At 62.3% G+C, this 19,986-nt stretch carries 19 protein-coding genes; 15 read left to right on the top strand and 4 right to left on the bottom strand.

The window, feature by feature from the left end; genetic code table 11:
• The 11 genes from IHQ72_RS30425 to IHQ72_RS30375 all read left to right on the top strand — a co-directional run bounded on the left by IHQ72_RS30425 (position 1) and on the right by IHQ72_RS30375 (position 12,278).
• Positions 1-873: a carbohydrate ABC transporter permease gene (locus tag IHQ72_RS30425; protein WP_258119279.1), complete on the top strand. Its 873-nt coding sequence runs from the start codon at positions 1-3 to the stop codon at positions 871-873.
• 59 nt (positions 874-932) lie between these two features.
• The gene (locus IHQ72_RS30420) at positions 933-2,438 is read left to right on the top strand and encodes an ABC transporter substrate-binding protein (protein ID WP_029355472.1); all 1,506 of its coding nucleotides are present in this window, start codon (positions 933-935) and stop codon (positions 2,436-2,438) included.
• A gap of 64 nt (positions 2,439-2,502) precedes the next feature.
• Positions 2,503-3,228 carry an SDR family oxidoreductase gene (locus IHQ72_RS30415; RefSeq protein ID WP_258119275.1) on the top strand — a complete coding sequence of 242 codons (726 nt, stop codon included), beginning with the start codon at positions 2,503-2,505 and terminating at the stop codon, positions 3,226-3,228.
• Between the two features lie 31 nt (positions 3,229-3,259).
• Complete coding sequence (locus tag IHQ72_RS30410) at positions 3,260-4,327, top strand: ABC transporter ATP-binding protein (protein WP_309508712.1); 1,068 nt, start codon at positions 3,260-3,262, stop codon at positions 4,325-4,327.
• Positions 4,328-4,757: 430 nt separating this feature from the next.
• Positions 4,758-5,069, top strand: coding sequence for a helix-turn-helix domain-containing protein (locus tag IHQ72_RS30405; RefSeq protein WP_258119274.1), 312 nt, complete (start codon positions 4,758-4,760; stop codon positions 5,067-5,069).
• Entirely contained in the window at positions 5,066-7,084 is a 2,019-nt protein-coding gene (hyfB, locus tag IHQ72_RS30400; protein ID WP_258119273.1) for a hydrogenase 4 subunit B, read from the top strand. The genes IHQ72_RS30405 and hyfB overlap by 4 nt, the downstream gene beginning before the upstream one ends.
• A complete protein-coding gene (locus IHQ72_RS30395) occupies positions 7,075-8,031 on the top strand; it encodes a respiratory chain complex I subunit 1 family protein (protein ID WP_258119272.1) in 957 nt (318 codons plus the stop codon). The genes hyfB and IHQ72_RS30395 overlap by 10 nt, the downstream gene beginning before the upstream one ends.
• Entirely contained in the window at positions 8,031-8,693 is a 663-nt protein-coding gene (locus IHQ72_RS30390; RefSeq protein ID WP_258119271.1) for a hydrogenase-4 component E, read from the top strand. Before IHQ72_RS30395 ends, IHQ72_RS30390 begins: the two co-directional genes overlap by 1 nt.
• Positions 8,690-10,138, top strand: a complete 1,449-nt coding sequence (locus tag IHQ72_RS30385; protein ID WP_258119269.1) for a hydrogenase 4 subunit F — start codon at positions 8,690-8,692, stop codon at positions 10,136-10,138. Before IHQ72_RS30390 ends, IHQ72_RS30385 begins: the two co-directional genes overlap by 4 nt.
• A 20-nt stretch (positions 10,139-10,158) precedes the next feature.
• Positions 10,159-11,727 (top strand): hydrogenase large subunit, encoded by a 1,569-nt coding sequence (locus IHQ72_RS30380; RefSeq protein WP_258123982.1) that lies wholly within the window; start codon positions 10,159-10,161, stop codon positions 11,725-11,727.
• A gap of 11 nt (positions 11,728-11,738) precedes the next feature.
• On the top strand, positions 11,739-12,278 hold the full coding sequence (locus tag IHQ72_RS30375; protein WP_258119268.1) for an NADH-quinone oxidoreductase subunit B family protein: 540 nt from the start codon (positions 11,739-11,741) through the stop codon (positions 12,276-12,278).
• Between the two features lie 50 nt (positions 12,279-12,328).
• On the opposite strand, the gene IHQ72_RS30370 is transcribed toward IHQ72_RS30375, so the two are convergent.
• The 3 genes from IHQ72_RS30370 to IHQ72_RS30360 all read right to left on the bottom strand — a co-directional run bounded on the left by IHQ72_RS30370 (position 12,329) and on the right by IHQ72_RS30360 (position 14,985).
• Entirely contained in the window at positions 12,329-12,685 is a 357-nt protein-coding gene (locus IHQ72_RS30370) for a DUF488 domain-containing protein (RefSeq protein WP_258119267.1), read from the bottom strand.
• A gap of 44 nt (positions 12,686-12,729) precedes the next feature.
• Positions 12,730-13,986 carry an aminopeptidase gene (locus IHQ72_RS30365; protein WP_258119266.1) on the bottom strand — a complete coding sequence of 419 codons (1,257 nt, stop codon included), beginning with the start codon at positions 13,984-13,986 and terminating at the stop codon, positions 12,730-12,732.
• Positions 13,987-14,070: 84 nt separating this feature from the next.
• Positions 14,071-14,985, bottom strand: a complete 915-nt coding sequence (locus IHQ72_RS30360) for a LysR substrate-binding domain-containing protein (protein WP_258119265.1) — start codon at positions 14,983-14,985, stop codon at positions 14,071-14,073.
• Positions 14,986-15,082: 97 nt separating this feature from the next.
• Between IHQ72_RS30360 and IHQ72_RS30355 the strand changes: the two genes are divergently transcribed.
• From IHQ72_RS30355 to sbmA, 3 genes are all read left to right on the top strand, one after another.
• Positions 15,083-15,295: a hypothetical protein gene (locus tag IHQ72_RS30355; RefSeq protein ID WP_258119264.1), complete on the top strand. Its 213-nt coding sequence runs from the start codon at positions 15,083-15,085 to the stop codon at positions 15,293-15,295.
• 120 nt (positions 15,296-15,415) lie between these two features.
• Positions 15,416-16,576 (top strand): YbfB/YjiJ family MFS transporter, encoded by a 1,161-nt coding sequence (locus IHQ72_RS30350; protein ID WP_258119263.1) that lies wholly within the window; start codon positions 15,416-15,418, stop codon positions 16,574-16,576.
• 122 nt (positions 16,577-16,698) lie between these two features.
• Positions 16,699-17,976 (top strand): peptide antibiotic transporter SbmA, encoded by a 1,278-nt coding sequence (sbmA, locus tag IHQ72_RS30345; protein WP_258119262.1) that lies wholly within the window; start codon positions 16,699-16,701, stop codon positions 17,974-17,976.
• Positions 17,977-18,003: 27 nt separating this feature from the next.
• Here the strand turns inward: sbmA and IHQ72_RS30340 are convergent, their stop codons facing one another.
• Positions 18,004-19,005, bottom strand: coding sequence for a polysaccharide deacetylase family protein (locus IHQ72_RS30340; RefSeq protein ID WP_258119261.1), 1,002 nt, complete (start codon positions 19,003-19,005; stop codon positions 18,004-18,006).
• A 300-nt stretch (positions 19,006-19,305) separates the two neighbouring features.
• Here IHQ72_RS30340 and IHQ72_RS30335 point away from each other — a divergent pair, with 300 nt between their 5' ends.
• Positions 19,306-19,971, top strand: a complete 666-nt coding sequence (locus IHQ72_RS30335) for a tetratricopeptide repeat protein (protein ID WP_258119260.1) — start codon at positions 19,306-19,308, stop codon at positions 19,969-19,971.
• The last annotated feature ends 15 nt before the right edge of the window (positions 19,972-19,986 follow it).

The following is a 19,986-nucleotide window of genomic DNA, read 5'->3' as shown; positions in this document are numbered from 1 at the left end:
ATGAACGGCTCCTTCTCAACGCGCATGCTTCGCACCATCGCCGCCTGGGTTGTGGTCGCAGTCTTCTTCTTTCCGATCTACTACTGGACGTCGGTGGCGTTCAAACACGGCAATGACATCTTCAACCGGCCGCCGAAACTGTTCGCTTTCACGCCGACCTTCGACAATTTCCAGAAGGTGTTCGGGATTTCGCTGGGCAGCGGCGGCATCACCGTGACGCCGGGCGGCGGCAATTTCTACATGGCGCCCCGCGTCTGGGATTCGATCGTGATCGCTACGCTGTCGACCGTGCTCGCCGTCGCCATCGCCACGCTTGCCGCCTATGCCCTATCGCGAATGAACTTCCGCGGCCGGCACAGTTTTGTCGGATGGGTGTTGTCGACGCGCATGATGCCGCCCGTCGCGGTCGCGGTTCCGATGTTCTTCATCTACAAGAATTTCGGTCTCATCGACACCTATACCGGCATGGTGCTGATCCACGCGCTGATGAACCTGCCGCTCGCCGTCCTACTGATGAAGAGCTTCTTCGACGACATTCCGTCGGAGATCGACGAGAGCGCCATTGTCGATGGCGCCAGCCGCTTCATGATCTTCCGGCGGATCGTGCTGCCGATGGCCAAGGGCGGCATCGCCGCCACGGCGGTCCTCTGCTTCATCTTCAGCTGGACCGAATTCCTGTTTGCGCTGACCCTGACCACCACGTCTGTCAAGACCGTGCCTGTCGTCTCGTCGACCTTCGTCACCTCGATCGGCACCGCCTGGGGCAACATGGCCGCGCTTGGCGCCGCATCCATCATTCCCGCTTTCATCGTCATTCTGTTGGTTCAAAAGCACCTCGTGCGCGGTCTCACGATGGGATCGTTGAAACAATAGATGGGAGGCTCGAATTCGCAGCCTTGTGAAAATCGCGAATTAAACCGGAGGAGTAGACAATGAAAGACAGCATCAGAAAGGCGCATCTTGCCTCTGTCACCGATCGCTTCGTTCGCGGACAGATGGACCGGCGCTCGTTTCTTCGCGCAGCAAGCATTCTCGGCCTCGGTGCCGGCGCGCTCGGCATGGGCCTGGGACGACGTCCGTTCTACGGCATCAGCCAGGCATCGGCTCAGGAACAGGAACTAAAGCCCAGCGCCGAAATCACCAAGTGGCTCTCGGATGTCGGCAAGCCCTTTGCCGGAACGACCCTTCGTCTCGCCACCGAATCGACGCCGCCGTCGAATGCCATCGCCACGCAGCTCAAGCAGTATTTCGAGGAGGCTACCGGCATCAAGGTCGAGATCGAAGTGCTGCCGCTCGAGCAAGTGCTGCAGAAGCTGACGCTCGACGTGGCGTCGAGCCTCGGCACTTACGACCTCTACTATATCGACCAGAGCTGGGCGGCGAGCTTCAGCCAGGACGTCTTCGACCCGCGTGAGCAGCTCAAGAACGCCGATCTGGCAATGCCGAATTACAACATCGACGACTTCCTGAAGCCGCTCGTCGACGGTATCGCCATGTACGAGGACCGCATGGTCGGCGTGCCCTATGACATCCCGATCTTCATCATGCAGTACCGCAAGGACGTCTGGGACGAGCTCAAGCTGCCGCCTCCGGCCACGCTGGACGATTTGCTGAAGGCGTCTGCGGCGATCACCGACGCCAAGGGCCCGAACATGTACGGCACCAGCGGCCAGATGAAATCGGGCCATTACAGCCTCGAATGCGATTGGACGGCGTGGCTTTGGGGCCATGGCGGTTCGATTTTCGGCCCCGACGGCAAATTCACCGGCAATGACGAAGCTGGCTTGGCCGCCATGGCCTACTGGGACAAGCTCAAGGCGACGATGCCGCCCGGCGTCGACGGCTGGACATGGGATGGCGAGGGCCAGTCGGTCGGCCAGGGCGTCGCGGCCTCGATGCTGTCTTGGGGCGAATTCTTCCCGTTCTTCGACGATCCCAAGGCTTCCAAGGTCTCCGGTCTGATGGAAGCGATGGTTCCGCCGAAACCTGCCGCCACGCTGCGCACCGTCGAGCAGACCGGATTCGGCGAAATTCCGGGCGTTGGTCACCAGGGCGGTTCTTCGCTCGCGGTGTCGAAATACTCGAAGAGCCCGGACGCCGCCTGGATTTTCATGCAGTGGGCGACCTCAGCCGATACCCAGGCGCTGATAACCGTTCTGGGCGGCGGTACGGGGCCAACGCGCACCAGCGTCTATGACGATCCGCGCGTGCTGGCCAATGCGCGTGTCGGCGCCGGCACGACCCGCCATTTGCCGGTCGTGCGCGACACCATCGCCAACTACATGGGATCCGAGCCCGACCTGCCGGCATGGGCAGAACTCTCGAGCGATATGATCCCGGTTGCACTGGGCAAATACTTCGCCGGCCAGTCGGGCTCGGCCAAGGAGTCGCTCGACGCCCTGAAAACCCAGGTCGACGATCTCGTCGCCAAGGGCTGAATGTTCCGGGGTGGCGGCCTAAGGCCGCCACCCCGGGTATCGACAATTCCCAAGAGGAAAAGCAATGGCTGGAAAACAGCTCGTAGCAGTGACAGGAGCCAGTTCTGGTATCGGCGAGGCGGTCGCCAAGGTGTTTTCGCGCGCCGGCCATCCTGTTCTTATGATGGCCCGCCGTCTGGAGCGCATGGAGGCGCTGAATCTGCCCGACAGCATGGCTCGGCAGGTCGATGTCCGGGACCGCGCCGCAATCGCAGCCGCCGTGAAGGGGGCGGAAGCCGAATACGGACCGGTCGACATGCTCTTTGCCAATGCCGGCATCGCGCGCCTTGCCGACATAGGCCGCCAGCCGCCCGAGGAATGGGACGAGATGATCGACATCAACACGAAAGGCGTGCTGAACTCGGTCCACGCCGTGATGGCGGGCATGATGGAGCGCCGTCATGGGACGCTGTTCATGATGAGTTCGATCGCTGGCCGGAAGGTCTATCCGGATCATACGGTTTACTGCGGGACAAAATTCTTCGTTCACGCCGTGTCGGAATCGCTGCGCGACTATCTTTCCGACTATGACGTCCGCGTGGTTGTGCTTTCGCCCGGGGTGATCGAAACCGAAGTTCTGAGCGGCGTCCTCGATCCGCAGACGCTCGCCAACTACAAGGCTAACAAGCTCAAGATCGGCGGCGGGATTGGGCCCGAGCACGTCGCTGACCTCATGCTGCACACCTACCAGATGCCGCAGAACGCCCTCGTGCAGGAAATCGTCATCACGCCGACAAGGCAGAAATACTGACGACCCGAATCCGGGCTTCTGGAGAGAGCGAATGGCTACCGTAGAATATAGGAACATCGCCAAGAATTTCGGGCATGTCGAGGTGATGAAGGATATCTCCTTCGGCATTGCCGACCGCGAATTCGTCGTCCTTCTTGGGCCGTCGGGCTGCGGAAAGACCACGCTCCTGCGCATGACAGCAGGGCTCGAAAGTGTGACCAACGGCGATCTGTTGATTGGCGACAGGCGGGTCAATGACGTTCACCCGCGCGATCGCGACATCGCGATGGTGTTCCAGAACTACGCGCTCTATCCGACAATGAAGGTGTTCGACAATATCGGCTTCAGTCTCGAAGTGGCGAAAGTGCCAAAGGCCGAGATCAGGAAGAAGGTCGAATGGGCGGCGGAAATCCTGAATCTCACGCCCTACCTCGGCCGCTATCCCAAGGAACTGTCGGGCGGCCAGCGCCAGCGCGTCGCCATGGGCCGCGCCATGGTGCGGAATGCCGCCGTCTTCCTTTTCGACGAGCCGCTCTCCAATCTCGACGCGAAGCTGCGCACTCATATGCGCGTGGAAATCCGCCAACTCCACAATCGTCTCGGCACGACCACGATCTACGTCACCCATGACCAGATCGAGGCGATGACGATGGCTGACAAGATCGTGCTGATGCACGCCGGCAGGATCATGCAGATCGGCACGCCCGACGAGGTCTACGAGCGCCCGAACTCGAAATATGTCGCTGATTTCATCGGCTCGCCTTCAATGAATTTCATCGCTGGCGCTGTCGAGACCGCGGGCGGCAGTCCTCGCTTCGTCGCCGAAGGCGTGTCGATCGGCCTCTCACCGCAGATCAAGGCGAAGCCAGGCCAAAAGGTCATCATGGGCGTCCGGCCAAATGATCTCGGCATTTCAGATGCGGGTGAGATCAAGGGCGAGGTCGTGCTGTCCGAAACGACCGGCGCGGATGTCCAGATTCATTTACGCGTGGCGGGATACGACGCCGTCGCCGTGGTGCCGCGTGACGAGCGCCGCAACGCCGGCACGGCGATCAATCTTTCGGTGCTGCCGGGCAAGGTGCACCTCTTCGATGCGGCCACGGAATTGCGTATCGCCTGAGCAGATTCGCGGTGCCGCGCCCGGCCATCGCGCTGGCGACTGAGTAACGGCACGCGTGAGCAGCCGTTGCAGGGTGGCTACACTCTTTGCCTAAGGAGATGGTGCAGCCGCTGCGTCTTCCATGTCGAGAGCATCTTGGACTGCTTCCGGAGTCCGGCGATGGTCCAGAGGAGAGTATTCGCCGCTGGTTGCGATATCTTCAGCGCGGGCCGCGCTGCCACGACCTATGGCCAAGTTCCTATGTCAGCCGCCCCGCCATCTTGGTTTGATTGCGGGGAACGCCCGGATGTTCGCCCGTCATCTCATCCAAGGGGGTCGCTGGGTCGTCGGCAAATAGATGCCTCACACATCAGTAATTGACGGTAGCACATTTCAATGTATGCTGCAACGCTGAGACATCATGTCTCAAAGCTGAGCCGAAGGGTCGCCGGTGATAACTGCACCACAATTGCGCGCCGCCAGGGCGCTGCTCGGTATCGACCAGCGCAGGCTTGCCGAGTTGTCCGGCCTTTCGGTCCCGACAATTCAGCGCATGGAAGCCAGCGAGGCGATGATCCGGGGCAATGTCGATTCGTTGATGAAATTGATTGCAGCACTTGAGGCTGCTGGCATCGAGTTGATCGGGGAAGGCGCGACCAGCCAGGCTGGCGGACGGGGCGTGCGGCTGAAGGCGGGCCTCAATCCGGCCAGGATTTCCGGCGTCGACGAAGCGGAAGCCGAGATCGGCGGGAGTCTGCCGTGACGTCGATCGTTGCCCTTCTTTTGTGGGGTGTCGCCGCGTTTTTGGGAACCGCCATAGTGGCCGTCGCTATCAGTCGGCGCGGCTCGGCAACGTATCTGGTCTATGGCGTAACCCTTGCTATCTCGGCAGTCATGTTCGCGATAGCCGCAGCGGGGCTGACAGGCGATCCTGCCGGCGTATCCACTGTTACGCTACCACTCGGGCTGCCGTGGATCGGCGCTCATTTCCGTCTCGACGCGCTGTCGGCATTCTTTCTGGTCGTCGTCAATCTGGGAGGCACTGTGGCCAGCCTCTATGGGCTTGGCTACGGCCATCACGAACCTGCGCCGCACCGGGTACTGCCGTTTTTCCCGGCCTTTCTTGCCGGCATGAATCTTGTCGTGCTGGCCGACGACGCCTTCACCTTCCTGCTGTCCTGGGAGTTCATGTCGCTCGCCTCGTGGGCGCTCGTCATGGCGCACCATCGCGAACAGGACAATACGCGGGCAGGCTACATCTATCTGGTGATGGCGAGCTTCGGCACCTTGGCGCTGCTGCTCGCTTTCGGCCTGCTGGCCGGACCGGACGGAACCTACACATTCGATGCGATGCGTGCCGCCGAGCCAAGCCGGTTCGTCGCTGCCGCCACCCTGGTTCTCATGCTGCTCGGCGCCGGCTCTAAGGCCGGCCTTGTCCCGCTCCACGTCTGGCTGCCGCTTGCTCATCCGGCTGCGCCAAGCCATGTCTCGGCCCTGATGAGCGGCGTCATGACGAAAGTCGCCGTCTATGGCTTCATACGCGTCATTTTCGACCTGCTCGGTGAGCCGGCATGGTGGTCTGGCGTCGTTGTGCTTTTCCTTGGCGGCCTCACGGCGGTGCTCGGGATTCTCTATGCCTTAATGGAGAAGGACCTCAAGCGGCTCCTTGCCTACAGCACCATCGAAAACATCGGCGTCATCTTCGTTAGCCTTGGCCTCGCGCTCGCCTTCAAGGCCAACGCGATGCCGTCGGCCGCAGCACTGGCGCTCACCGCTGCGCTGTTTCACGTTCTCAACCATTCCTTTTTCAAGAGCCTGCTGTTTTTCGGCGCGGGCGCGGTGCTGACGGCGACCGGCGAGCGCAACATGGAGAAGCTGGGCGGTCTTATCCATCGCATGCCGCTGACCAGTTTTGTCTTTCTCGTCGGCTGCGTTTCGATCTCCGCACTTCCGCCCTTCAACGGCTTCGTCTCCGAATGGCTGGCCTTCCAAGCCATATTGCAGAGCCCCGATCTGCCGCAATGGGGCCTGAAGGTGATGGTGCCCGCTGTCGGTGGCCTGCTTGCGCTGTCGGCGGCGCTGGCCGCGGCCTGTTTCGTGAAGGCGTTCGGTATCACATTTCTCGGCCGGCCACGCTCCACGGCGGTGGGGCAGGCGCAGGAGGTCGATCGCTACTCGCTGGCGGCGATGTTCATTCTCGCGGCCCTTTGCCTGCTTGCCGGCATCCTGCCGGGCCTGGTCATAGACGGTCTTTCACCGGTGACGCTTTCGCTCATCGGCAACCGCATGCCGGTGCAGATGGCCCAGCCCTGGCTGTCGATCGTGCCGATCGCCGAGAGCCGAAGCTCCTACAACGGCCTGTTGGTGTTTGTGTTCATTGCAATCTCCGCATCGCTTGCGGCGTTCGTCATTCACCGCTTCGCCTCGCATGCCCTGCGTCGTGGTCCCGCATGGGGCTGCGGCTTCCCGGACGTCACGCCGGCCGCGCAATACACGGCCGTCAGTTTCGCGCAGCCCATTCGCCGCGTCTTCGGCACATTCGCGTTCCGTGCCCGTGAAAAGGTGGAGATGCCGCCACCGGGCGCCACCGCTCCGGCACGCCTCACCGTGGAAATCCACGATGTGGTCTGGGAGACTTTTTACCAGCCGATCGCTGGCGCTGTCAGGTTTGCGACCGAGAAGCTGAACCATCTGCAGTTCCTGACCATCCGGCGCTATCTGACCCTGGTCTTTCTCTACCTCGTCACCTTGCTTCTGGTGCTCGCGCTATGGCCCTGATCCTTGAACTGGCCGTCCAGGGCGCGCAGATGATGCTGGTGCTTTTGCTGGCACCGCTTCTGACTGGCTTCGTGCGCAAGGTGAAGGCGAGACTGCAGCGCCGCCAGGGACCTTCGCTGATCCAGCCCTACCGCGATCTCCTGCGGCTGATGCGCAAGGAGGTCGTCCTGGCGGACAACGCATCCTGGCTGTTTCGGGTCATACCCTACCTGATCTTTGCCGCCACCTGGGTTGCCGCCGCGCTCATCCCGACATTCGCAACCGGCCTCACCTTCAGTTGGACCGCCGACCTGATAGCCATCGTCGCTCTGCTTGGCAGTGCGCGGTTCTTCTTGGCGCTGGCGGGGATGGACGTCGGCACGAGCTTTGGCGGCATCGGCGCAAGCCGCGAGGTGATGATCGCCTCGTTGGCCGAGCCCGCCATGCTTTTGATCGTGTTCAGCCTGGCGCTCGTCGCCGGCGCGACGCAACTGTCCACCGTCGCCGCCGTCATGGGCTCGCCGGAGGTCGGCCTGCGGGTATCGCTCGGCATGTCGATGATCGCCCTCGTCATTGTGGCGCTCGCCGAAAACGCCCGCATACCGGTCGACAATCCGGCGACGCATCTTGAGCTCACCATGGTTCACGAGGCGATGGTGCTGGAATATTCCGGCCGCCATTTGGCGATGATCGAGCTCGCCGCCTTCCTCAAGCTTCTGCTCTATGTGTCGCTGATCTCCTGCGTCTTCATTCCCTGGGGACTGGTGACGGCTCGAGCCGGACCAGCGTCTTATGCTCTGGGCGTCGTTGTCTATATCGGCAAACTTGCCGCCTGCGGCATTCTGCTTGCCGCGTTCGAGACTGCCATCGCCAAGATGCGCGTTTTCCGCGTCCCGGATTTTCTCGGCGCTGCCCTCATGCTGGCACTGCTTGGCACGCTCTTGCTGTTCGTCTCACGGAGCCTTTGATGAACGGTCTCACCTTTGACATCGCTCATCTGCTCGCCGGCGGCCTGGTGCTGGTCAGTTTCATGATGCTGTACCAGGATCGCCTATTTGCGCTGATCAACGTATTTGCGCTTCATGCGGTCGTCCTCGCTCTGTCCGTGGCTTGGCAGGCCTATATCCAGGACGCTCATCACCTTTATGTCACCGCGGCGATCGCCCTCATCTTCAAGGCGATCGTCATTCCCGTCGGGCTTCATCGCATCATTCTGCGGCTCGGCATCCATCGCGACATCGAGACCGCCGTCGGCATCGGTCCGACCATGCTTGCCGGCATCGGTCTGGTGGCTCTGTCGATGGTGCTGATGCTGCGGGTCACGCCCGAAGCCGACCCGCTCGCCCGCGAAGACCTGGCCTTCGCGCTGTCGATAATATTGCTGGGGCTGCTGGTGATGGTCACCCGCCGCAACGCCGTCAGCCAGGTTGTCGGCTTCATGTCGCTCGAGAACGGCCTGGTGCTGGCCGCCACCGGCGCCAAGGGCATGCCGCTGGTCGTCGAGATCAGCGTCGCCTTCTCGATCCTGATCGCCTTCATCGTCATCGGTGTCTTCCTGTTCCGCATCCGCGAGCGGTTCGACTCGGTGGATGTCGGCGCGCTCGACGACTACAGGGGAGAACGCCGTTGACCGCTCCCTTCGACGCGGTGGCCGCCATCCTGCTGATACCCGTCGGCGCGGCCGCACTTCTGGCGGCGCTGCCGAATTATCGGATGTCGGCAGGCCTGAATGTCGCCGCGAGCTTCCTGACCTTGCTCGCCGCGCTGTCGCTGTTCGTCACCGATCGGCCGCAGCCAGGCCAATACCTGCTCGTCGACGATCTCAACATCGTTTTCATCGTGCTCAACACATTCGTCGGCTTCACCACCAGCGTGTTCAGCGCCTCCTATATTGCGCACGAACTGGAGACCGGCCGGCTGACCGCGCCGAACCTGCGATTCTATCACGCGATGTACCAGATCATGATGTTCGGCATGAACCTCGCCTTCGTGTCGAACAATATCGGTTTGATGTGGGTGGCGGTGGAGCTTGCGACGCTGACCACCGTGCTGATGGTCGGCATCTATCGCACGCATGAAGCGCTGGAGGCCGCCTGGAAATATTTCATCCTGGGAAGCGTCGGCATCGCGCTTGCGCTGTTCGGCACCATCCTCGTCTACATGGCTGCACAACCGGTCGTCGGCGAGGGCACCGACGCCATGGTCTGGACGGTGCTCATCGAACAGGCGGCGCATTTCGACCCGGCTTTGCTTAACGTCGCCTTCGTCTTTCTGCTGCTCGGCTACGGCACCAAGGTCGGCCTCGCGCCCTTGCATGCCTGGCTGCCCGATGCGCATGCCGAAGGCCCGACGCCGATCTCGGCGGTGCTGTCGGGCCTGTTGCTGAACGTCGCGCTCTATGCCGTGCTGCGCTTCAAGCTGTTGCTCGCCGCAAGCCCGGAGGCGATAGCCCCGGGACCATTGATGGTGGCGATGGGGCTCACCTCGCTCATCTTCGCGGCCTTCATGCTTTACCGCCGCCGCGACATCAAACGCCTGTTCGCATACTCCTCGATCGAGCACATGGGCATCATCGTCTTCGCGTTCGGCATGGGCGGCCCGCTCGCGAACTTCGCCGGCCTGCTGCACATGGTCATGCACAGCCTGACCAAGTCGGCGATCTTCTTCGCGGTCGGGCACATCGCGCAGGTCAAGGGAACACAAAAAATCGCCGACATCAGAGGGCTGACGGAAACGCATCCCGGACTCGGTTGGGGGCTCGTCATCGGCGTCGTTGCCATTGCCGGCCTGCCTCCGCTCGGCATCTTCATGAGCGAATTCCTGGTCGTCAGCTCGACCTTTGCGAGGCAGCCGCTTCTGGCGATCCCACTGGTGTTCGGGCTTCTCATCGCCTTCGGCGCCCTGCTGCTGCGGCTGACTGGCGTCGCCTTCGGCGAGCCGCGCGGCGGCACCGCGCCCGTCGAGGCATCCTACGTGCCGATGTATTCCCACCTGGCCCTGGTGTTTGGCGCCGGCATCTACCTGCCGGCACCTCTGGTCACGTGGTTCCAGCATGTCGCGACCATCCTGGGATGAAGCGGATGAGCAAAAGAAAGATGCCCGCGCTGACCGACCTCATCGAGGCGGGCCGTCCTGTCGAACAGCACGCTCCCTGGCGACGCGCCGTGGTTGCTCCGAAAATCTGGAACCTTGCCGTCGAGCAGCTTGCCGCGGGCCACTGGAGCCTGCTCGGTCTTTGGGCCGAACCGGACACCGTCCACATGGCGCTTCTCGACGCGGTTCGAGACATCGGTGTCATCAGCCTGAAATGCGCCGGCGGCCGCTACCCATCGGTCGGCCAGCGGCATCCGCCGGCACTGCGCCTCGAGCGCGCCGCCGCGGACCTGTTCGGGCTTCTGCCGCAAGGACTTCCGGATACACGACGCTGGCTCGATCACGGCCAATGGGGCGTCAGTCATCCCCTGGCAGCGGGGGCATTGGCGGCGGAAGCATCAGCAGCGCCGGCTCATGCGCCAGCCATGGCCTCTTACCGCTTCCTTCCCGCGGAAGGCGAAAGCCTGCACCAGATCCCGGTCGGGCCCGTGCATGCCGGCATCATCGAGCCGGGGCATTTTCGCTTCACGGCAAGCGGCGAAATAGTTGTCCGGCTGGAAGAGCGTCTCGGCTACGTGCACAAGGGCATAGAAGGCCTGATGGCAGGTTCGCCTGTCGAGCGCGCGGCCAAACTGGCGGGGAGGACGTCCGGCGACAGCACCGTGGCGTATTCGCTGGCCTTTGCTCGCGCGGTCGAAGCGGCGCTCGGCGTCGAAGTGCCCTTGCGTGCCGTCTGGCTGCGGGCGCTGATGGCGGAACTCGAGCGTCTTGCCAACCATCTCGGCGATATCGGCGCCATCTGCAATGACGCCGCCTTCGTGCTCATGCATGCCCATTGCGGCGTGCTGCGCGAACGCGTCTTGCGTGCCAGCGATGCGGCCTTCGGCCATCGCCTGATGCGCGACCGCATCGTGCCTGGCGGGGTGGCAAGCGACCTGAGCGAAGAGGGGACGGCCGCGGTCCGGTCTGTGGTCACGGAGATCAGGCAGCGGTTTCCTCATTTGGTCGAACTCTACGACAACACGGCGTCGCTGCAGGACCGGACCGTCGCGACCGGTCGGCTCAAGCCGGCCCTTGTCCGGCAATACGCAGCGGGCGGTTATGTCGGCCGCGCCTCCGGCCGAGAGTTCGATGCGCGGCGCAGCCCAGGCTACCCGCCTTATGACGAACTCGCCTTCGACGTCCCTCTCCTCCAGGAGGGCGACGTGAATGCGCGCGTCTGGATCCGCATCCGCGAGGTCGAGCAGAGCTTATCGCTGACCGAGCAGATCCTTCAAAGGCTGCCTGGCGGCCCGATCCGCGTCGATGTCGCCGGGGCGAGCGTTGCCCAGACAGGCGTCACCAAGACAGGCGGGCCGTGTGAAGGCATGGCGCTGGTCGAGGGGTTCCGGGGCGACATTCTGGCCTGGCTGCGCATTGGCGAAGGCGGTATGATCGAGTGCTGTCACCTGCGTGACCCGTCATGGTTTCAATGGCCGCTGCTTGAAGCGGCCATTGAGGGCAACATCGTCGCCGACTTTCCGCTCTGCAACAAATCGTTCAACTGCTCCTACTCCGGTCACGATCTCTAAGGCATTCCGCCATGCGCAAGCACCTCTTCGAAGGCCTGACACGGCTCCCTCTCACAGAGCGTCCGCCCAAGGCGAGCCAGACGGCGATTGACGAACTCGCGCGCGGGCTAGACGGCGCTGCCCGCAAGCGACTGGGCCGCAGCCTGTCGATCCGGGCGGTCGACGCTGGTTCCTGTAACGGCTGCGAACTCGAAATGCATGCGCTCAACAACGCCTTCTATGACGTCGAACGCTTCGGAATCCGGTTCGTCGCGTCGCCGCGCCATGCCGATGTGCTGCTTGTCACAGGGCCGGTCACCAAAAACATGCGCGAGGCACTGAAATGGACTTATGACGCAACTCCCAATCCCAAATGGGTGGTCGCGCTTGGCGACTGCGGCAGGAACGGTGGCTGTTTCGCCGGGAGTTATGCAGTCGTGGGCGGCGTGTCGGAGGTGCTGCCTGTCGATCTGCACATTCCGGGCTGCCCGCCATCGCCAATCGAAATTCTAAAGGGATTACTAGCGTTGCTTGAGAGGGTGAACGCAAAGACTGCTGCCCCGCGAGGTTGATATCGAAAAAGCACCGCTATACCGGCGAACGGCCGGCAGAGCGCGCCGCCTCAGCCCTTTAGGCTGAGATAGTCAGCTAAAGCCACTGCGTTGTTGTGCAGCTCGTCCTGGGCGCCGTAGAGCAGCGTCACCCGGCCGTTGTCGAGCAGGGCGCGCAACTGGCCGACCGCATCGCTGTTCCTATCGAGCTCGCCGCGATAGCGCTGCTGGAATTCCATCCAGCGTGTCGGCTCGTGGCCGAACCATTTGCGCAATTCATCGCTTGGCGCGAGGTTCTTCAGCCATAGCGTCAGCGCGGCGTCTTCTTTGCGGATGCCGCGCGGCCATACGCGGTCTATGAGCACCCGCTGCCCATCGCCAGGCGAGGGCGGCTCGTAGATGCGCTTGACCTTGATATCGAGTTTCATTGCCAACTCCGGGGTTGGCCGCCATGACGGTTGTTGGCGGCTCCTTACGCCCACTCGCCGTTACGCATGACCGGTACGTGGCTGCCGTCCTTGCCGACGCCGTCGATGTCGATCTTGTCCGAACCGATCATCCAATCGATATGGATAAAGCTCTTGTTGCCGCCACGCGCCGCGATCTCGTCCTGGCTGAGCGAGGCACCGTCGACGAAGCACTTCGAATAGCACTGGCCGAGCGCGATATGGCAGGCGGCATTCTCGTCGAACAACGTGTTGAAGAACAGCAGACCGCTCTTCGAGATCGGTGAGGAATGCGGCACCAGCGCGACCTCACCGAGCCGGCGTGAGCCTTCATCGGTATCGAGCACTTTTTTCAGCACATCCTCGCCGCGGCTAGCCTTCGCCTCGACGATGCGGCCTGCCTCGAAACGCACCGCAATTCCGTCGATCAGCGTGCCTTGATAGGACAGCGGCTTGGTGCTCGACACATGGCCCTCGACGCGCCTTGCATGCGGTGTGGTGAAAACCTCCTCGGTCGGGATGTTCGGATTGCAGGTGATGCCGTTCCTGGCGGTCGAGGCGCCGCCCATCCACTCATGCCCATCGGCCAGCCCGACGGTCAGGTCGGTGCCGGGTCCGGTGAAATGCAGCGCATGGAAATTATGGCCGTTCAGCCATTCGGTGCGGCTGCGAAGTGCGGCGTTATGTGCTGTCCAGTTGCCGATCGGGTCGTCCACGTCAACCCGTGAGGCGGCAAAGATGGCGTCGGCGAGTTTTGCGACCGCAACATCGTCGGTATTGCCGGGAAATACCTGCCTGGCCCAGGCCAGGTCGGGGTAGGCGACGATGTTCCAGTTGATGTCGAAGCCGGTGATCTTTTCCAGCGCCGGCTGGTAGGCGACCGAGTTCGCCTTGTTGGCGCGCGCCACTTTCGCCGGATCCTGCGCCGACAGCAGCGACGGATCCTCGCCGCGCACGGCAAGCCGCGCCGCATTGTTGGCGAAGGCCTTCGCCATGCCCTCATAGAGCCAGCCGGCGGCGTGGTCGAAGCCGGCGTCAGCGCCATAGCGGAAGCGTGCCAGCGTCATCTCGTCGTCGTTGAAGATCGGCGTCACCAGGCCGGCGCCGGCCTTGTAGGCATGCTCGACGATCCGTCGCGTCAAAGGCAGTGCTGCGATCGACGATGTCAGCACCAGATCCTGCCCTGGCTGCAATTGCAGCCCGACCTTGATGGCGACTTCCGCCAGCCTGTCGAGCTTCACCGGGTCGATCGTTGCGGAAACGCCGCGCGAATGTGTGGTCATGATCCTGCCTGTCGCGATGTGGGAGTCTGGTTCTTACATAGACCCGCACTGCTCTCCTTTCCACCGCGATTGCAGGCGGCAGGTTCAGTTCGCGCTGCTGAGCGACCCGAATTGCGCCATGGTCGCCGCTATCTCTTCGCGGATCCAGATCTTGAAATCCCTGACCTTGCGGCTGTCGGTCTTGTTGGCGGAGGTCACCAGCCAATAGCCGAGCCCGCTCTGGGCGCGGACGCCGAAGGGGGCGACAAGGCGGCCGTCGGCCAGCGCGTCGGCAGCCAGCAATTGCCAGCCGAGCATGACGCCGTGGCCGGCGATCGCCGATTCCAGGCACAGCATCGGGTCGGTGAATCGCGCGCCTTTGAGGAAGGTGATCGGCTTAACGCCGGCGGCCTCGAACCAGCTTTCCCAACTGATCATCGCCCGTTCGTCGGTGATCGCGCAGGTCAGGGCAAGATCTTCGATCGATTTCAGTTTGTCGGCGATCACCGGGGCGCAGACCGGGAAGACCTCCTGCGCCAGCAGCAATTCCGCCCGCGCACCCGGCCACGTCCCGTCGCCAAGCCGGATGGCGATGTCGATGTCCGAGCGGTCGAGATCGGCAAGCCGCACCGAGGCGTCGATGCGCAAAAGCACATTCGGGTGCCGGGCGAAGTGACGTGACAGTCGAGGCAGCAGCCACTTCGACGCGAAAGCCGGCGCCACCGAAACCACCAGCGTGCATTCGGAGGCCTCGTCGGCGAGCGCCACGGCTTGCGCGAGTTCGCGGAAACCTGCCCCGAGACGCGCGGTGAAGGCGGTGCCGAATTCGGTCAGCAAGAGACCACTCGCCGTTCGTTCGAACAAGGCTTGGCCGAGTTGCTCTTCCGTTCGCTTGACCTGCTGGCTGACGGCGCTGGCGGACACGTTGAGTTCGGCCGCCGCAGCCGAAAGCGATCCCAGGCGGGCGACGGTTTCCACGGCGCGCAGGCCGTTGAGGTGGACGCGGTTCAGCATAACCATACAGTTTTTCTAAACCGGCACGGTTGAAATCTCAATTGAAACATAAGGCGGAATGGCAGATTTAAAGGAAGTAAGCAGACCTGTAGAGGAAAATCCGATGAAGATTTTATCACTGCTCAGGGTCTTTTCTGTTCCCGGCTCGCGGCAAAGCCGGTCGCCTCAAAGCGAGACCACCCGATGGGCGACCGATCCGCTGTCGCATCCTGTGCTCGACACCATGTCGGAACGTGAACTCGGCGACGTACCGTTCAGGCTGACGGCCCGCCGCACTGCCTACGAGACGGGCACCGGGCAGATCGGCTGCGGCTGATGAAACAGATTTAGCGGGTCGGCCCTTTGCGGCGGATACCTGCCAACGGCCATTGCGCACCGTTCTGGCCCAACAAGAAGCGGATTGTTTGACAGGCTCGTGCACCTATTGTGCACTGCAATGAACATCGCTTCGCCGTCCCCTTTGCGTCTCGCCGTCGCCGGCATGATTGCCCTGGCCATTGCGATGGGCATCGGCCGCTTCGTCTACACGCCGATCCTGCCCGGCATGATGGAGGAACTTGGCCTGTCGCCGGCGGATGCCGGCTGGATCGCATCCGCCAACTATCTCGGCTATCTCATTGGTGCGCTTGCGGCCGTCGGCGGCTGGGCGCACGGTCGCGAGCGCCTGCTGATGCTGGCCGGTCTTGCCGCCACCGCAGTCCTCACCGGGCTGATGGGCCTGGCCGGTACTATGGCGGCCTTTCTCGTCATCCGCTTTCTTGCCGGTCTGGCCAGCGCCTTTGTCTTGGTCTTCATGTCCAGCATCGTTTTCGGCCATCTGGCCGCGACCGGCCGAAACGACCTGCAGGCGCTGCATTTCGGCGGCGTCGGCCTCGGCATAGCGGCGTCCTCGGCGCTGATGGCAATCCTCGTCACCGAACAAGCCGGTTGGCCGGCGGGCTGGTTCTGGTCCGCCGTATTCTCGGCCTGCGGCTTTGCCGCCGTGGCCTTGCTGGCCGGCGGCACTGTGACCGCCAACGGCGCCGATGGTCGCGATCCAGCGCTGCCGAAGGACCGCTCGCTGATGAAGATCATCGTCGCTTACGGCCTGTTCGGCTTCGGCTACATCGTGACGGCGACGTTTCTGGTCGCCATCGTCCGGCAAGGCGGCGGCGGCCGCGTCTTCGAAGCCGTGGTCTGGATGGTCACCGGCCTTGCCGGGATTCCCTCGGTCTGGCTTTGGCAGAAGATCGCAGGAAAGATCGGGCTCTACCAGGCTTATGCCTTCGGGTGCCTCGTCGAGGTGGTCGGCGTCACCGCGAGCGTCGCCATGGGCGGACACATTGGGCCGCTGCTCGGCGGATTTCTGCTTGGCGGGACCTTCATCGCCATCACCGCGCTCGGCCTGCAGACCGGAAGGCAGCTTGCCCCGCAAGCGCCACGCCGGATCTTGGCGTTGATGACGGCCTCGTTCGGCCTCGGTCAGATCATCGGTCCGATCGTCGCCGGGCTGCTTGCCGAAGCCTCGGGCGACTTCTTCATTGCATCGATCCTGGCCGCCGCCGTCCTGCTTGTCTCCGGCGCGGTCATCTGGTCGGCTGCGCCAAAATCGCCATGATTGTGGTCTTGCTCGGTGCCGGGCATCGCGCACCGGCCATTTTCATTCCGATCGATGTGTGACCTTATGCCCGCTGAACAGCAACGCCGCTGATTTGCGCATCGACCGAGGATTTCCCCACAGTGTTCGTATCCTTCTTCCCGCAGCCGAAGCTTTTTTTCATCTCGGCCGCCGTCTGGAGCCTTCTGCTCGTCCTCCTGTGGTTTTTCGGCGGCGAACACCTTGGCACGATGCTTGGGATGCCGCCGGTCGATCCGCGGGCCGCACCCGTCATCAGCCCAATAAGATTCCTGACGCCGGCATTCCTCTGGTTCTACGCATATTTCTTCGCGGGTATGGGCGTATTCTACCTTTTTTGGTCGCTGTATGCCCCACACCGTTGGCAGAACTGGTCGATCCTTGGCTCTGCTTTGATTATTTTCGTCACTAATTTCATCGTGCAGATCAGTGTGGCGCTCAATGACTGGCGCGGCATGTTTTACGACATGGTGCAGAAGGCGCTCACCACGCCCGGGTCCGTTGCGCCTGCCGAGCTTTACTACGGAGTATGGCAGTTCCTGTCATTGGCGCTGGTCTATATGACCATTGCCGTTCTGAACGTCTTTTTCGTCAGGCACTATGTGTTTCGCTGGCGCACCGCGATGAACGATTATTTTACGGCTTATTGGCCAAGGCTGCGCCATATCGAAGGGGCGTCGCAGCGCGTTCAGGACGACACGATGCGCTTCTCGGGCACGATGCAGGGGCTCGGAGTGAATTTCATCGACTCCATCATGACCCTGATTGCATTTCTACCTTTGCTGGCATCCCTTTCTCTCCATGTTCCAACTCTCCCCATAATCGGGGCAATCCCGTATCCGTTGGTTATTGCAGCGATCGCGTGGTCGTTGTTTGGCACCGGCTTGTTGGCGGTCGTCGGCGTCAAGTTGCCCGGGCTGGAATTTCGTAATCAGCGTGTTGAGGCCGCTCTGCGCAAGGAACTTGTCCTCGGTGAGGACGATACGGCACGAGCGCAGCCACCAACGCTGGTCGAGCTTTTCAGAAATGTTCGCAAGAACTATTTCACGCTCTATGCACACTATGTCTATTTCGACATGGTCCGCTATCTATACCTTCAAGTCGACAACGTCTTCGCCACGCTTATTCTCGTTCCAACCTTGGCAATCGGTAAGATAACATTTGGCGTTTTCCAGCAGATTGTCACCGCCTTTTCACAAGTCGCCACTTCGTTCCAATATCTCGTGAATTCCTGGCCGACCATCGTCGAGCTGATATCCATCTACAAGCGTCTGCGCGCCTTCGAGGCGACGCTTGAAGGGGCGCCGCTTCCGGACATCGACCAGCATTATTTGGAGCGTGAGCAAGCCGGCTTGCGCCCTGAGGATCAGCCGGTAAGCTAAGAGTGGCGGGGCGGCGAGCGCTTCTAGTCAGCCGCCCACCGACGCCTGCTTTTGGCCGCGTTGGCGCGAAACATAGTCGCGATAGCTGATGCACTCGACATCGGGCCTGGTGCAGACCTCACCGGCAAAGCGCTCCAGCGCCTTCCAGTAGGCGCCGTCATTCATCAGTGTGAAGTGGAAGCCGAGTTCCAGCGGAATGCGTTTGCCCTGGTATTGAGCGTCGAAGGCTGCGCGAAAGGCGTCATAGGTCCGGTTGGCGAATTCGTCCGCCATGCTCGGCCGCTCGAAGCCGCCGGAATGCCTGATATAGAGATTGTAGTCCATGGCGATCACCCGCCTTGTGTCAGGACCTTCCGGGATCTGCGGTAGCGAAAAGCGTGTGATGCCGTCGCGGGTCGGTGGCCGGGCAGGGCCGCGCGACACACCGCTCGCGTCAAACAGGTAGCCCGCCTTTGGCAGCGCCTCGTAGAGCGCCTTGTTTGCCGACAGATAGGGCGCGCGAAAGCCGACCGCCTTGCGCGCGATATCGCGCCATCCCGAGGGTTCGGGCGCAATGCCGTTGATCGAATAGGCGTTTTCCAAAATGTGTGAGAAAGATCCGAACTCGCTCAGCCAGTCGGCCTTGCTCCAGTCATTGCCGTCAAAATGGCCGCAAGCGTGGCTGCCGATATCGTGGCCCTCCAAGGCGGCGAGGTTTATCTGCGCGAGCCGGTCAGCGACTTCCTGTTTCGAGGCGGCAAAGCCGATATTGGATTTGCCTGATGTCTTGCCGGGCGCCGTGTATTCCTTGCGCGTTTCCGGCGAGAGCAGGAAGACGCAGGACACGAAATAGGTGAAATGGGCGCCGGTGCGCTGGGCCAGCGCTCGGCTGCGCTTCCACTGCGAAATATCGCGGGCGCTGTCGAACGAGATGATGACGGCCTGCTTCGCCTTTGCCGGCGCTGGCGCCGCGGGCGGATCGGCGACAGCAGTGTCCGCTGCAGCAAGCGACGCGATGGAAAACGCGACAACGCGGGACAAACGGGGCATCAGCATCTGATCTGGGATTTGAGGAGGTTCGAGCACCGGCTATCGGCGAAATGTGGCGTGGGTGCGGTCGCCCTTTTAGTCACCCTTTACGTCGCCTGTCCGGCGATTAGCCGATTTTCCGGTCGAACCCCTTCCATGCCGGCAAAATTTCGCTAAAACGCGGGCTACCGCAACGGCCTGAAAAGCAGAATTGATTTTCAGGAAGCACGATGCGCAAATTCAAAGTGTTAGAGCGTACTTTGTGCGTCCATGGACGCACATCGCTCTAAACCGCCCTGGGGCGGGCAGGATGGTTTTGAGATGTCGGACGATAGTTTTATCCGCGAAGTCAACGAAGAGATGCGTCGCGACCAGGCGCATGCGCTATGGGACCGTTTCGGTCCGGCTTTGCTTGCGCTCGCGGTGCTGGTGGTGGTCGGCACCGCAGCCTTCGTCGGCTATCGCTATTGGGACGAGACCCGCGCCAATCGCTCTGGCGATGCCTTTTCGCAGGCGCTGAAGCTTGCCAATGACGGCAAGAGCGACGAAGCGCTGACGGCCCTCGCTGAGTTGGAAAAGGATGGCTATGGCGCCTATCCGCTGCTCGCCCGCATGCGGGCGGCAACCGTCAAGGCGGACAAGGGCGATTTCGCCGCTGCCGTCAAGGACTTCGACGAGGTCGCCGCCGATACGGACATTCCATCAGGCCTTCGCGACATGGCGCGCCTCAGGGCAGCGCTGCTGCTCGTCGACCACGGTTCGTTCGCCGATGTCTCCAGCCGCGTCGAGACGCTCACCGCCGACACCAATCCGCTGCGCCATACGGCGCGCGAGGCGCTCGGCCTTGCCGCCTGGAAGGAAGGCAAGGCAACGGACGCACTGAAACTGTTCGACCAGATCGCCTCGGATGACGGCGCCCCGCGCAACGCGCGCGAGCGGGCGACGTTGATGTCCGAGCTGATCCGTGGGTCGGGCAGCGTGTCGTAATGCATGTCGCCCAAA

Source organism: Mesorhizobium onobrychidis (assembly GCF_024707545.1).
Taxonomy (GTDB): domain Bacteria; phylum Pseudomonadota; class Alphaproteobacteria; order Rhizobiales; family Rhizobiaceae; genus Mesorhizobium; species Mesorhizobium onobrychidis.
This window is presented reverse-complemented; position numbering and strand designations above follow the sequence as displayed.